This is a genomic window from Rathayibacter sp. VKM Ac-2760 (assembly GCF_009834185.1).
In the GTDB taxonomy this organism is placed as follows: domain Bacteria; phylum Actinomycetota; class Actinomycetes; order Actinomycetales; family Microbacteriaceae; genus Rathayibacter.
Genome location: NZ_CP047173.1, coordinates 966,132 through 978,098, shown reverse-complemented (window position 1 = coordinate 978,098; position 11,967 = coordinate 966,132). Strand labels below are relative to the sequence as shown.

Genomic DNA, 11,967 nt, shown 5'->3' with positions numbered 1-11,967 from the left:
ATGGACGTCTTCCTCGACGTCGTGACCGCGGTGCTCGTCACCGTCGGCGCCCTGCTCTCGCTGGTCGCCGCGATCGGCCTGCTCCGCTTCGACGACCTGCTCTCCCGGATGCACGCGGGCACGAAGCCGCAGGTCCTCGGGCTCATCTGCGTGATGCTCGCGGTCGCGATCCGCAATCCGGGCTTCGCAGCCGCGGGCACGGTCATCCTCGTGATCGGCTTCCAGCTGCTCACCGTGCCGATCTCGGCGCACATGGTGGGCCGCGCGGCCTACCGCGCGGAGGCGGTCTCGGCCGGCTTCCTCGTCTCGGACGAGCTCGCCGAGGCCGTCCAGCGCGCCGATGACGCGGCGCGGGCGACGGGGCCGGAGACGGCGCACGCCTCCGAGGAGGCCGCGCAGCGCTCGAGCGCTCCACAGCCCGAGGACGAGGACGGCCCGGCCGCCAAGGCCTAACCTCCGGTCATCGTCCGCAGGGCGTAGCCGCCGACGGCGAGGGTCACCGCGCACAGGCCGCCGATCAGCAGCACGAGCAGCGGCACCACCCAGAGCAGGGCTCGTCGGCGGCGGGCGCGGTCGGCGTCGGTGTCGTCGGGCATGCCTCGACCCTAGGGGAGCCGGGCCGACCCGACTGGCGGGCCCGCTCCGGAGCGGCCGATACCCTGGATGCCATGACCCTCGACTCCGCTCTTTCCGGCGCGCCCGAGAACTCCCCCGTCTCGTTCCCGGAGGCGGCCGACCGGCCGGGCGCGGAGTGGTGGCGCACCGCCGTCATCTACCAGATCTACCCGCGCTCCTTCGCGGACGCGGACGGCGACGGCATCGGCGACCTGCCCGGCATCACCGCGCGGCTCGACAGCCTGGCCGAGCTCGGCATCGACGCGATCTGGCTCTCGCCCTTCATGACCTCTCCGCAGAAGGACGCCGGCTACGACGTCGCCGACTACTGCGACGTCGATCCGCTCTTCGGCTCGCTGGCCGACTTCGACGCGATGCTCGCCCGCGCGCACTCCCTCGGCATCCGCGTGATCGTCGACCTCGTCCCCAACCACTCCTCGAGCGCGCACCGCTGGTTCCAGGCCGCCCTGGCTGCTCCCGCGGGAAGCGAGGAGCGCGCCCGCTACCTCTTCCGCGACGGCCGCGGCGCCTCCGGAGAGCTGCCGCCGAACAACTGGGACTCCGTCTTCGGCGGCCCCGCCTGGACCCGGGTCACGGAGCCCGACGGCACACCCGGCCAGTGGTACCTGCACCTCTTCGACACCTCGCAGCCCGACTTCGACTGGACGAACGAGTGGGTGCGTGCGCGCTTCCGCGAGGTCCTGCGCTTCTGGCTCGACCGCGGCGTCGACGGCTTCCGTGTCGACGTGGCACACGGGATGATCAAGGCCGAGGGACTGCCCGACTACACCCCGCCCGCCGACAGCGGCTCGATGGGCGGCGTCGCTCCGGGCGACGACGCCGAGCCCGTCACCGCTCCCTACTGGGCGCAGGACGGCGTGCACGAGATCTACCGCGACTGGCACGCCCTGCTCGCCGAGTACCCCGCCGACCGCGTGCTCTGCGCGGAGGCGTGGGTGCAGCCGCTCTCGAAGCTCGCCCGCTGGGTGCGCCCCGACGAGATGCACCAGGCCTTCAACTTCGCGTACCTCGAGACGCCGTGGTCCGGGCCGGCGCTGCGCGACATCATCGACTCCTCGCTGAGCTCGTTCGCCGCGGTCGGCGCCCCCTCCACCTGGGTGCTGTCGAACCACGACGTCGTGCGGCACGCGAGCCGGCTCGCCCTCACCGCCGACAACCCGCAGGGCTACGGCATCGGCCCGCGCACTCCCGGCCTGCCCGACCCGGTGCTCGGCCTGCGCCGCGCGCGGGCCGCGACCGCGCTGATGCTCGCACTGCCCGGCTCCGCCTACGTCTACCAGGGCGAGGAGCTCGGCCTGCCCGAGGCGATCGACCTGCCCGACGCGGCGCGCCAGGACCCGACCTGGTTCCGCACCGGCGGCGAGCGCTACGGCCGCGACGGCTGCCGCGTGCCGCTGCCCTGGGAGGCGGACGCACCGGCCTACGGCTTCAACCGCTCCGGCGACTCCTGGCTCCCCCAGCCGGGCGACTGGGCGCCGTTCGCCCGCGACCGCCAGCGCGGCGTCGAGGGCTCGACCCTCGAGCTGTACCGCTCGCTGCTCGCGGTGCGCCGCGCCGAGGACCTCGGCTCGGGCGCCGTCGAGTGGCTCGAGGGCTACCCGGAGGACGTGGTGGCGTTCCGCAACGGCGGCGTCACCGTCGTCGCCAACACCGGCTCAGCGCCGGTGGAACTGCCCGTCGGCACGATCCTCCTGGCCTCGGAGGAGCTGCACGAGCCGGCGCTGCCCGGCGACACGACCGTCTGGCTGCGCGAGGGCTGACGGTCGCCGCCCGTCCGATCTGCAGGAGATCCGGCGCCCCCCCGGCTGCGCTCGCGCGGCAGGACCGGGGTCCGCGCGCGGATCGCCTTCGGATCGGACAGCCGGCGCCAGGAGTCAGCGCCCGGCGTTCGCCTTCAGCCAGAGGTACGAGTCGACCTTGGTGACCCCGTCGAGGCGGATCTCGAAGTGCAGGTGCGGCCCGGTCGACATGCCGGTCGTGCCGACGAGGCCGAGCAGCTGCCCGACCTTGACCGGGTCGCCCTCGTTCACCGCGGCGCTGCCGTGCTGCATGTGGGCGTAGACGCTCGAGACGAGCTCCCCGTCGATCTCGTGGTCGACGATCACGTGCACGCCGAGTGAGCCCTCGCCGTCGATGACGGTGCGGACCACGCCGTCGGCGATCGCCTGGATCGGCGAGCCGTTGCCCGGGTTGAAGTCGGTGCCGCCGTGGTTGACCGAGCAGCCCGCGCAGTTGCGGTAGCCGAAGCGGTCGCCCACCGGCACGCCGACCGCGAACGGCCACTGGATCGAGGCGTTCTGGTCGTTGGTGAAGCCGGCGTCGGTGGTGCGGCCGATCGCGGCGACATCGGTCTGGGTCTTGCGCTCCTGCACGCCGAAGCCGTCGCGCGCGACGGTCTCCGCGCTGACCTCGCCGGAGGTGAACGACTGGGCGCCGCGGACCGAGCTGTCGAAGGCCGAGACGGCGAGCGTCTGCGCCTGCACATCCTCGGCCGTCAGGAGCGACGTGGCCGGCAGCGAGGTCGCGGCGACCATCGCGGCGACGAAGGACAGGGCGACGAGTCCACCGATCCGGCGGCTCGAGCGCACCGGACGCAGCGGGGCGACCCGGGGCGCCGCGACGGGCGACGGCGGCGTGGAGCGGGCCGAGGCGACGCGGCGCTCTGCCTCGCGGAGCTCGGCCGGGCCGACCGTCACTCCCTCGGCCCGAGCATCGGCCGCGAGGAGCTGCGCGCGCTCGCGCTCGCGCAGCTCGCGACGGGAGAGGGGTGGGGTCGATTCGCCTGGCGTCGATGCGGGGGCAGCGGGCAAAGGCGAATCGGGGCTCACGAAATCCGGATCTTCCGTCGGGGGCAGGGAACGAGGGCGGCTCCGCCAGGGAGTCGAAGCGCTTCTCGGGAGTTCGCGACCGCATCCTGTGCGAATGTCACGAATTCATAAAGGATAACCACGGACACCCGATCCGACCAGACCCGACCCCGCAGAGGCTCGATCCGGCGCCTCCACCCGGGCCGGAGCGCTCGGAACGTGCGTCCGCATACGCGCGCATGCATCGACCCTGCGCGGGGGGAGCCCTCCTCAGACCTCGTCGGCGCGCAGCCGGCGCAGCAGAGCCTCGAGTTCGCTGAAGATCGGCTGCGGAGCGGCGATCAGCAGCCCGTTGTCCGCCGGTCGCCCGTCGAAGCCCGCGACGACGGCGCCGGCCTCCTCCGCGACCAGTGCGCCGGCCGCGAGATCCCAGGGGTTCAACCCGCGCTCGTAGTAGGCGTTCAGCGCCCCCGACGCGACCGAGCAGAGGTCGAGCGCCGCCGAGCCGATCCGGCGGATGTCGCGGACCTCGCCGAGCAGCTCCTGCACCACCGCGCCCTGGCGCATCCGGCGCCCCGCATCGTAGCCGAAGCCGGTGCCGACCAGGGCCAGCGAGAGCGAGGCGGGCGGAGTGACGCGCAGGGCGATCCCGTCCCGCTCCGCCCCGCCGCCCCGGCTCGCCGTGAAGACCTCGCCGGTCGCGCCGTTGACGACCGCCCCGGCGAGCGCCGTCCAGGTGGCGGGGTCGGGCTCGCCCTCGACCACGGCGATGCTGACCGCGTAGGCGGGGATGCCGTAGAGGTAATTGACCGTTCCGTCGATCGGATCGACGACCCAGGTGAGTCCGCTCGTGCCGCCGCCGGCGCCGGACTCCTCGCCGAGGAACCCGTCGTCCGGCCGCGCCTCGGCGAGCCGGCGCCGGATCAGCTGCTCGACCTCGCGGTCGGCCGCGGTGACCACGTCCTCCGGCGACGACTTCGACGCGGCGATCTCCACCCCGTCCTGCCGGCGCTGCCGGGCGAGGTGCGCCGCCTCGACGGCGATGGAGCGGGCGATGGCGAGGAGGGAGGCGTGGGCGCTCATGCGTCCAGCCTAGGGACCGGCCGGTCGGAGCATCATGGGGGCATGAGCACAGGAACGAGCACTCCGCCGATCGCCGTCACGGGAGCCACGGGGGCGGTGGGCGGGCGCGTCGCGCGCCTGCTCGCCGACGCGGGCCTCCCCCTCCGTCTGCTCGCCCGCGACCCGTCGCGCGCGCTCGAGCTGCCGGGCGCGGAGGTGGTCCGCTCCTCCTTCACCGATCCGGGTGACGCGCTCGACGGCGTCCGCCTCCTGCTGCTCGTCTCGGCCGCGGAGAACGAGCACCGCCTCGCCGAGCACCGCTCGATGGTCGCGGCCGCCGCCGCCGCGGGCGTCGAGCACGTCGTCTACACCTCCTTCGCCGGCGCCTCCCCCACCGCGACCTTCACCCTCGCCCGCGACCACGCTGCGACCGAGGAGGCGATCCGCGCCACCGACATGGGCTGGACCTTCCTGCGCGACAACCTCTACCTCGACTTCGTCCCCGCGATGCTCGGCGACGACGGCGCGATCCGCGGCCCGGCCGGCACCGGACGCGCCGCGATCGTCGCCCGGGAGGACGTCGCCCGCGCCGCCGCCGCGATCCTGCGCGCCCCGGAGGAGCACCGCGGCGCCACCTACGAGCTGACCGGCCCGGAGGCCCTCACCTTCGACGAGATCGCGGCGACGCTCACCGCGGCCGGCCGGCCCGCCGTCTTCGTGAACGAGACCCTCGAGGAGGCGCGCGCCTCGCGCCGCCGCTGGAACGCCCCCGACTGGCAGCTCGACGCCTGGATCAGCACCTACACCGCCGTCGCCGCCGGCGAGCTGCAGCACGTCTCCGGTGACGTCGAGCGCCTGACCGGCCGCACCCCGCTCTCGCTCGCGCAGTTCCTCGCGGCACCGCGGTGACGCACCGCTCGTTGCCGGTACGCATCGCAGGACTAGGCTCGACACCATAAAGAAGGTCTTGAACGTCTTACGATGCATTTTATGGAGGTGGGAGGGTGAAGCGTCTTCTGCAGCCTCGCCCGGTGGTCGACGATGCGCTGCGCGTCACGGGCCAGATCATCCGCACCGGACGCGGGGACCGCGGCTGGACGGCGGAGGAACTCGCGGGCCGCGCGGGCGTCTCCGAGCGCACCGTCCTCGCCGCCGAATCCGGTGCGCCGGGCACCGCGTTCGCGACGGTACTGGAGCTGCTCGTCCTCACGGGCAGCGCGCCCTTCGGGGTCGAGGACCCCGTCGAGATGGCGCGTCTGCGACGTCGCGGGGAGGAGCGGCTCGCCCTGCTCCCCTCGCGCGTCCGTCGAGGCTCGGCGGACGTCGATGACGACTTCTGATCGCGCGTACGTCTGGACCTGGCTTCCCGGCACCGATGCACCCGTCGTCGCCGGAGTCGTGGAGGCGGACGGCGCGGCCACCCGCTTCGCCTACGCGCGGAGCTATCTGGAGCGGCCGGAGGCCATCGCCCTCGCGCCCGAGCTGCCTCTGACCCGCGGCGCCCAACCGCCGAGGGACGGCCTGATCATCGCCGGCGTACTCCGCGACGGCGCACCGGACGGATGGGGACGCGGTGTCATCCGCTACGGACTCGGCCTCGGCGAGGACGACGATCTCGGCGAGATCGACTACCTGCTCCGCTCCGGCTCGGACCGCTTCGGCGCCCTCGACTTCCAGGAGTCGCCCACGGACTACGTCTCGCGGTCCGACTCGGTGACGCTCGACGAGTTGCGTCGTGCCGCCGAGGCGCTGGAGGACGGACTGCGCCTGACTCCCGAGCTCGAGGCGGCGCTCGCGCACGGCACCTCCATCGGCGGGGCGCGGCCCAAGGCGACGCTCGTCGGCGAGGACGGGCGGGGGTTCCTCGCGAAGTTCGCCTCGTCGACCGACCGGCTGTTCTCCTACGTCCGCGCGGAGGCGATGATGCTCGCTCTCGCGGCCCGGGCGGGCATCGACGTGCCGAAGTGGGAGGTCGTCGCCGCGGGAGGGAAGGACGTCCTGCTGCTCGAGCGGTTCGACCGGGGGCTCGACGGCACCCGTCGGCACGTGATCAGCGGACTGACCCTGGCGGGCGAGAGCGAGATGACGGCCCGCTACGTCTCCTACCCGTCGATCCTCGACGTCCTGCGGCAGCACGGCGACGCGACCGCCGGCGAGAAGCTCTTCCGCAGGATCGCCTTCAACATGGCCATCAGCAACAGCGACGACCACGCACGCAACCACGCGGCGTTCTGGGACGGCGCCTCACTCCGACTGACGCCCGCGTTCGACCTCACTCCCGGCCCGCGCTCGGGCGAGAGCGCCTCCCAGGCCATGGCGTACGGCCGTCGGGGAGAGCGCCGCTCCTCGCTGCCGCTCCTGGTCCGGCAGAGCGGCATCTACGGGCTGAGCACGAGAGAGGGACGCCGCGTCACGGAGGACGTCGTCGCGGCCGTTCGCGACGGTTGGGGCGACGCCGTCGCCGAAGCGCGACTCTCCGATCGCGATCGCGACCAGCTCTGGGGCCGGCAGATCCTCAACCCCGCCCTGCACTACGACTGACGCCGGATCTGATGCGGTCGTCATCCTCCTGGCGCTCATGAGGACGTGGGCGATCGGCGATCGGCCACGGACGGCCCTCCTCATGCTGGTCGAGCAGCCCCGAAGGGGCGTATCGAGACCCACGCGCCCGAAGGACCGGGAAACGGAAGAAGCCCCGCTCGCCGCCTCGGGAGGCTGGTGCGGGGCTTCGATCGTGCAGTCCGTCGTCGGAGGCCAGGTGTTCAGAAACACTGTGGCGAGTGAGGGATTCGAACCCCCGAAGGCTACGCCGTCTGATTTACAGTCAGATCCCTTTGGCCGCTAGGGTAACTCGCCGTCGCGCACCGGACCGGGAGGCATGCTCTCGACCGAAGGCGCTGGACAAGGATACCCACGCGCTCCCCGGATCGGAAATCGGCCTCAGCTCGCCGCCGCGGCGTAGCGGGAGGCCGCCTCGGCGACCTTGCCCGCGTAGCTCGTCGCCGGGTTGTAGGCCGCGATCGCGTCGCGCCAGCCGGACTGCGTGCTGAGGTCGCCGCCCGCCTGGCAGAGGTAGCGCGCGGCGGTGACCGCCTGCTGGTCGACGTTCTGCGGGTCCCAGCCGCTCGAGGCCCAGCGCATCCAGGTGGCGGGGATGATCTGCAGCGGGCCCATGGCGCGATCGGTCTCGGGGTCGCCGTCGAGCGCTCCGCCGTCGTTGTCCTCGACGCGGTCGAACTGCGTGCCGTCGAGGCTCGGCCCGTAGATCGGCTCGGTCGGGCGGCCGTCCTCGCCGAGCTCGCCGCCGAAGATCGTGCCGTGCCGGCTCTCGACGTAGCCGATGCCGGCGAGCGTCGCCCAGTCGAGCCCGCAGCCGGGATCGACGGAGGAGGTGAGCAGCGCCGCGCCCGCATACGCGGTCAGCGCGCGCACCGGGATCCCGCTGCCCTCGGCGGTGCCGGCCAGCCAGTCGCCGCTCGTGAGCAGCCGCACGGGGGTCGCGGCCGTCTCCTCCGCGTCCTCGAGCAGCGCGGGGTCGGCCGCGGCGGGCGGAGCGGCGGCCGGCGGCACCGTGACCAGCCCGTCCTCGTACTCGACGGCGGGCTCCGCGGGGCGCGTGCAGCCGACGAGCAGGAGGCTCGCGAGCGGCAGGATCAGCAGGGCGGGGAGGCGGCGCACCGTCCCTTCGTACCAGGCGCGCCTCCGGATCGGCCCGGCCGAGGCGCGAAAGCTAAGCTCGGAGGCATGGCAGATTCAACGTTCGACGTCGTCAGCAAGGTCGACAAGATGGAGGCGGACAACGCCCTGAACCAGGCCCACAAGGAGGTCGAGCAGCGCTACGACTTCAAGAATGTCGGCGCCTCGATCGCCTGGAGCGGCGAGAAAGTCCTGATCAAGGCCAACACCGAGGAGCGGGCCAACGCCATCCTCGACGTCTTCCAAACGAAGCTGATCAAGCGCGGCATCAGCCTCAAGAGCCTCGACTCGGGCGAGCCGTTCGCCTCGGGCAAGGAGTACCGGATCGAGTCCACGCTCAAGGACGGCATCGACCAGGAGCAGGCGAAGAAGATCAACAAGCTGATCCGCGACGAGGCCCCCAAGTCGGTCAAGTCGCAGATCCAGGGCGACGAGCTGCGCGTCTCGTCGAAGAGCCGCGACGACCTGCAGGCGACGATGGCGCTGCTGCGCGGAGCCGACCTCGAGCTCGACCTGCAGTTCGTCAACTTCCGCTGAGGGATGTCGCACGCAGAGAGCACGCAGGCCCGCCCCGGCATCGACGCCCCCGACGCGCGGGGCCGGATCGGCCTCGACCGCGAGGGCTTCGACCTGACCGGCAACCCCGACGTGGTCGTGAAGGCGGTGACCCTGCTCTCCAGCCACTGGTACGTCCTCCGCACCACCGAGTTCGAGTACCGGCACCGCGACGGCCGCTGGAGCACCGAGCACCGCGAGACCTACGACCGCGGCAACGGCGCGGCCGTGCTGCTCTACGACCTCGAGGCGCGCAGCGTCGTGCTGGTGCGCCAGTTCCGCTACCCGACCTACGTCAACGGCAACCTCGACGGCATGCTGCTCGAGGTGCCGGCGGGCCTGCTCGACGAGGACGGTCCTGAGGAGGGCGCGCGCCGCGAGGCCTCGGAGGAGACCGGCCTCGAGGTCGGCCGGCTCGAGCACGTCTTCGACGCGTTCATGAGCCCCGGCTCGATCACCGAGATGCTGCACTTCTACGCCGGCCCCTACCGCGCCGGCTCGAGCGACGGCGTCTACGCCGGGCTGGCCGACGAGGGCGAGGACACCGAGCTGGTCGAGCTGTCGTTCGACGAGGCGCTCGCGCAGATCGGCGTCCAGATCATCGACGCGAAGACGATCATGCTGCTGCAGTGGGCGGCGCTGAGCGGCCCGTTCTCCCGCTGACCGAGCAGCCCTCGACGAGGGGCTTGTTGCTGATCGAGCAGCCCTCGAAGAGGGCCTCCCTGCTGATCGAGTAGCCCTCGAAGAGGGCGTATCGAGATCCGGCGTCACACGGAGCGCGGGTCTCGATACGCCGCTCCGCGGCTACTCGACCAGCAGAGGCTCGAAGAGGGCGCACCGAGATCCGCCGCGCCGTCAGGCCGTGTAGGCCCGCAGCGCGTCGCCGGTCCGCGTCTGCGCGCCGGCGACGAGGTCGGCCGGCGTGCCCTCGAACACGATCGCGCCGCCGTCGTGCCCCGCGCCGGGACCCACGTCGATGATCCAGTCGGCGTGCGCCATTAGCGCCTGGTGGTGCTCGATCACGATCACCGAGGAGCCGGAGTCGACCAGCCGGTCGAGCAGGCCGAGCAGGTTGTCGACGTCGGCGAGGTGCAGGCCGGTGGTCGGCTCGTCGAGGATGTAGACCGAGCCCTTCGAGGCCATGTTGATCGCGAGCTTCAGCCGCTGGCGCTCACCGCCGGACAGCGTGTTCAGCGGCTGACCGAGCGTGAGGTAGCCGAGCCCGACGTCGACGAGACGGGCCAGGATCGTGTGCGCCGGCCCGGAGCCGAAGAACCCGGCCGCGTCGACGATCGGCATCGAGAGCACCTCGTGGATGTTCTTCCCGCGCAGCCGGTACTCCAGCACCTCCGCCGTGAAGCGCTTGCCCTCGCACTCCTCGCAGACCGAGGAGACGGTCGCCGCCGGGCCGAGCTCGGTGAAGATCAGACCCGCGCCCTTGCAGACCGGACAGGCACCTGCGGAGTTGGCGCTGAACAGGGCGGCCTTGACGCCGTTCTCCTTGGCGAACGCGGTGCGGATCGCGTCGAGCACGCCGGTGTAGGTGGCGGGGTTGCTGCGCCGCGAGCCGCGGATCGGCGACTGGTCGGCCACGATCACCCCCGGCCGCTTCGCCAGCGAGCCGTGGATGAGCGACGACTTGCCGGAGCCCGCCACCCCCGTCACCACGGTCAGCACGCCGAGCGGCACGTCGACGTCGACAGCGCGCAGGTTGTGCGTGGCCGCCCCGCGGATCTCGGCGACGCCCGTCCTCCGGCGCACCTCGGTCTTGAGCGGCACCCGGTGGTCGAGGTGCCGCCCGGTGAGGGTGTCGGAGTCGCGCAGCGCCTCGACCGCCCCCTCGAAGCGGATCTCGCCGCCGTGCGAGCCCGCCCGCGGCCCGAGATCGATGACGTGATCGGCGACACCGATGATCTCCGGCTTGTGCTCGACGACGAGCACGGTGTTCCCCTTGTCGCGAAGCCGGCGCAGCAGCTCGATCACCCGCGACACGTCGTAGGGGTGCAGCCCCGCCGTCGGCTCGTCGAAGACGTAGGTGATGTCCGTGAGGCTCGAGCCGAGGTGCCGCACCATCTTCACCCGCTGCGCCTCCCCGCCCGAGAGCGTGCCCGACTCGCGGTCGAGCGAGAGGTAGCCGAGGCCGACCTGCACCAGCGAGTCGAGGGTGCCCAGCAGCGCCTCGACGATCGGCGCGACGGAGGGCTCGCGCACCCCGCGCAGCCACTCGGCGAAATCGGTCGCCTGCATCGACGAGCACTCCGCGATGTTCCGCCCCTCGATCAGCGACGAGAGGGCGGCCCGGGTGAGCCGGGCTCCCCCGCACTCCGGGCACGCGCCGAAGGTGGCGACCCGCTCGGCGAAGGCGCGGATGTGCGCCTGCGCCGCCTCCTTGGCCAGGTAGAGCCGGGTCACCTTCACCACCAGGCCCTCGTAGGTCATGTTGATGCCCGCGATCGGCAGCTTCGTGGCCGGCTTGTAGAGGAAGTCGTCGAGCTGCTCCGGAGTGAAGTCCGCGAGGGGGACGTCGGCGGGGTAGAGCCCGGACTCGGCCAGGCTCTTCCAGTACCAGCCGCCGACGACGAAGTTCGGGATCGCGTCGAGTGCGCCGCCCTCGAGCGACTTGGAGCGGTCGAACAGGGCGTCGAGGTCGATGTCGGAGACGCGGCCGGTGCCCTCGCAGCGCGGGCACATCCCCTCGGGCAGGTTGAACGAGAACGCGCCGCTGGTGCCGACGTGCGGGTCGCCGATCCGGCTGAAGAGGATGCGGAGCATCGTGTACGCGTCGGTCGCGGTGCCGACGGTGGACCGCCCGTTCGCCCCCATCCGCTCCTGGTCGACGACGATCGTCGCCGACAGCCCGTCGAGCGACTCGACGTCCGGTCGGGCCGGCGAGCCCATGAACTGCTGCAGGAACGCGGAGTAGGTCTCGTTGATCAGCCGCTGCGACTCCGCCGCGATCGTGCCGAACACGAGCGACGACTTCCCGGAGCCCGAGACGCCGGTGAACACCGTGATGCGGCGCTTCGGGATGTCGACGTCGACGCCCCGGAGGTTGTTCTGCCGGGCACCGCGCACCCGGATCACGTCGTGCGGAGCGGGCTCGTGCAGGGTCGTGGGGGTCATGCGGTCTCCGTCCGTCAGCGGTGCCCGCAGCCTAGAGGAGGCCACCGACGCGCGGGAGACGCCGAAGGGCCCCCGGATCGCTCCGGGG

General features: G+C 72.4%; 12 protein-coding genes and 1 tRNA gene. 7 read left to right on the top strand and 6 right to left on the bottom strand.

The window, feature by feature from the left end:
* Entirely contained in the window at positions 1 to 453 is a 453-nt protein-coding gene (mnhG, locus tag GSU72_RS04395; RefSeq protein ID WP_159983979.1) for a monovalent cation/H(+) antiporter subunit G, read from the top strand.
* Here mnhG and GSU72_RS04390 read toward each other — a convergent pair.
* Positions 450 to 596, bottom strand: a complete 147-nt coding sequence (locus GSU72_RS04390) for a hypothetical protein (RefSeq protein WP_159983978.1) — start codon at positions 594 to 596, stop codon at positions 450 to 452. The genes mnhG and GSU72_RS04390 overlap by 4 nt on opposite strands.
* A gap of 72 nt (positions 597 to 668) precedes the next feature.
* On the opposite strand from GSU72_RS04390, the gene GSU72_RS04385 reads away from it, so the two are divergent.
* The gene (locus GSU72_RS04385; RefSeq protein ID WP_159983977.1) at positions 669 to 2,396 is read left to right on the top strand and encodes a glycoside hydrolase family 13 protein; all 1,728 of its coding nucleotides are present in this window, start codon (positions 669 to 671) and stop codon (positions 2,394 to 2,396) included.
* 114 nt (positions 2,397 to 2,510) lie between these two features.
* Here GSU72_RS04385 and GSU72_RS04380 read toward each other — a convergent pair whose 3' ends face one another.
* A complete protein-coding gene (locus tag GSU72_RS04380) occupies positions 2,511 to 3,446 on the bottom strand; it encodes a M23 family metallopeptidase (protein ID WP_159983976.1) in 936 nt (311 codons plus the stop codon).
* A gap of 267 nt (positions 3,447 to 3,713) precedes the next feature.
* On the bottom strand, positions 3,714 to 4,526 hold the full coding sequence (locus GSU72_RS04375; protein ID WP_159983975.1) for an inositol monophosphatase family protein: 813 nt from the start codon (positions 4,524 to 4,526) through the stop codon (positions 3,714 to 3,716).
* A 42-nt stretch (positions 4,527 to 4,568) separates the two neighbouring features.
* Between GSU72_RS04375 and GSU72_RS04370 the strand changes: the two genes are divergently transcribed.
* The 3 genes from GSU72_RS04370 (at position 4,569) to GSU72_RS04360 (ending at position 7,046) form a co-directional block, all read left to right on the top strand.
* Positions 4,569 to 5,414, top strand: coding sequence for an SDR family oxidoreductase (locus GSU72_RS04370; protein WP_159983974.1), 846 nt, complete (start codon positions 4,569 to 4,571; stop codon positions 5,412 to 5,414).
* 122 nt (positions 5,415 to 5,536) lie between these two features.
* Positions 5,537 to 5,845 carry a hypothetical protein gene (locus GSU72_RS04365; protein WP_208545148.1) on the top strand — a complete coding sequence of 103 codons (309 nt, stop codon included), beginning with the start codon at positions 5,537 to 5,539 and terminating at the stop codon, positions 5,843 to 5,845.
* A complete protein-coding gene (locus tag GSU72_RS04360) occupies positions 5,832 to 7,046 on the top strand; it encodes a type II toxin-antitoxin system HipA family toxin (RefSeq protein ID WP_159983972.1) in 1,215 nt (404 codons plus the stop codon). The genes GSU72_RS04365 and GSU72_RS04360 overlap by 14 nt, the downstream gene beginning before the upstream one ends.
* Before the next feature lie 233 nt (positions 7,047 to 7,279).
* Here the strand turns inward: GSU72_RS04360 and GSU72_RS04355 are convergent.
* Positions 7,280 to 7,361 (bottom strand) — tRNA-Tyr (locus tag GSU72_RS04355).
* An 84-nt stretch (positions 7,362 to 7,445) separates the two neighbouring features.
* On the bottom strand, positions 7,446 to 8,183 hold the full coding sequence (locus GSU72_RS04350) for a hypothetical protein (protein ID WP_244255968.1): 738 nt from the start codon (positions 8,181 to 8,183) through the stop codon (positions 7,446 to 7,448).
* 66 nt (positions 8,184 to 8,249) lie between these two features.
* Between GSU72_RS04350 and GSU72_RS04345 the strand changes: the two genes are divergently transcribed.
* Both GSU72_RS04345 and GSU72_RS04340 read left to right on the top strand, forming a co-directional pair.
* Positions 8,250 to 8,738 carry a YajQ family cyclic di-GMP-binding protein gene (locus GSU72_RS04345; RefSeq protein WP_159983971.1) on the top strand — a complete coding sequence of 163 codons (489 nt, stop codon included), beginning with the start codon at positions 8,250 to 8,252 and terminating at the stop codon, positions 8,736 to 8,738.
* Positions 8,739 to 8,741: 3 nt separating this feature from the next.
* Complete coding sequence (locus tag GSU72_RS04340) at positions 8,742 to 9,419, top strand: NUDIX domain-containing protein (protein ID WP_159983970.1); 678 nt, start codon at positions 8,742 to 8,744, stop codon at positions 9,417 to 9,419.
* Between the two features lie 192 nt (positions 9,420 to 9,611).
* Here GSU72_RS04340 and GSU72_RS04335 read toward each other — a convergent pair whose 3' ends face one another.
* A complete protein-coding gene (locus GSU72_RS04335) occupies positions 9,612 to 11,879 on the bottom strand; it encodes an excinuclease ABC subunit UvrA (RefSeq protein WP_159983969.1) in 2,268 nt (755 codons plus the stop codon).
* Positions 11,880 to 11,967: the final 88 nt, after the last annotated feature.

What these genes read in the sequence shown, in the direction of transcription:
- GSU72_RS04340 (WP_159983970.1), top strand. Translation starts at nt 8,742, where the DNA reads ATGTCGCACGCAGAGAGCACGCAGGCCCGCCCCGGCATCGACGCCCCC.
- GSU72_RS04370 (WP_159983974.1), top strand. Translation starts at nt 4,569, where the DNA reads ATGAGCACAGGAACGAGCACTCCGCCGATCGCCGTCACGGGAGCCACG.
- GSU72_RS04335 (WP_159983969.1), bottom strand. Translation starts at nt 11,879, where the DNA reads ATGACCCCCACGACCCTGCACGAGCCCGCTCCGCACGACGTGATCCGG.
- GSU72_RS04385 (WP_159983977.1), top strand. Translation starts at nt 669, where the DNA reads ATGACCCTCGACTCCGCTCTTTCCGGCGCGCCCGAGAACTCCCCCGTC.
- GSU72_RS04345 (WP_159983971.1), top strand. Translation starts at nt 8,250, where the DNA reads ATGGCAGATTCAACGTTCGACGTCGTCAGCAAGGTCGACAAGATGGAG.
- GSU72_RS04390 (WP_159983978.1), bottom strand. Translation starts at nt 596, where the DNA reads ATGCCCGACGACACCGACGCCGACCGCGCCCGCCGCCGACGAGCCCTG.
- GSU72_RS04375 (WP_159983975.1), bottom strand. Translation starts at nt 4,526, where the DNA reads ATGAGCGCCCACGCCTCCCTCCTCGCCATCGCCCGCTCCATCGCCGTC.
- GSU72_RS04360 (WP_159983972.1), top strand. Translation starts at nt 5,832, where the DNA reads ATGACGACTTCTGATCGCGCGTACGTCTGGACCTGGCTTCCCGGCACC.
- mnhG (WP_159983979.1), top strand. Translation starts at nt 1, where the DNA reads ATGGACGTCTTCCTCGACGTCGTGACCGCGGTGCTCGTCACCGTCGGC.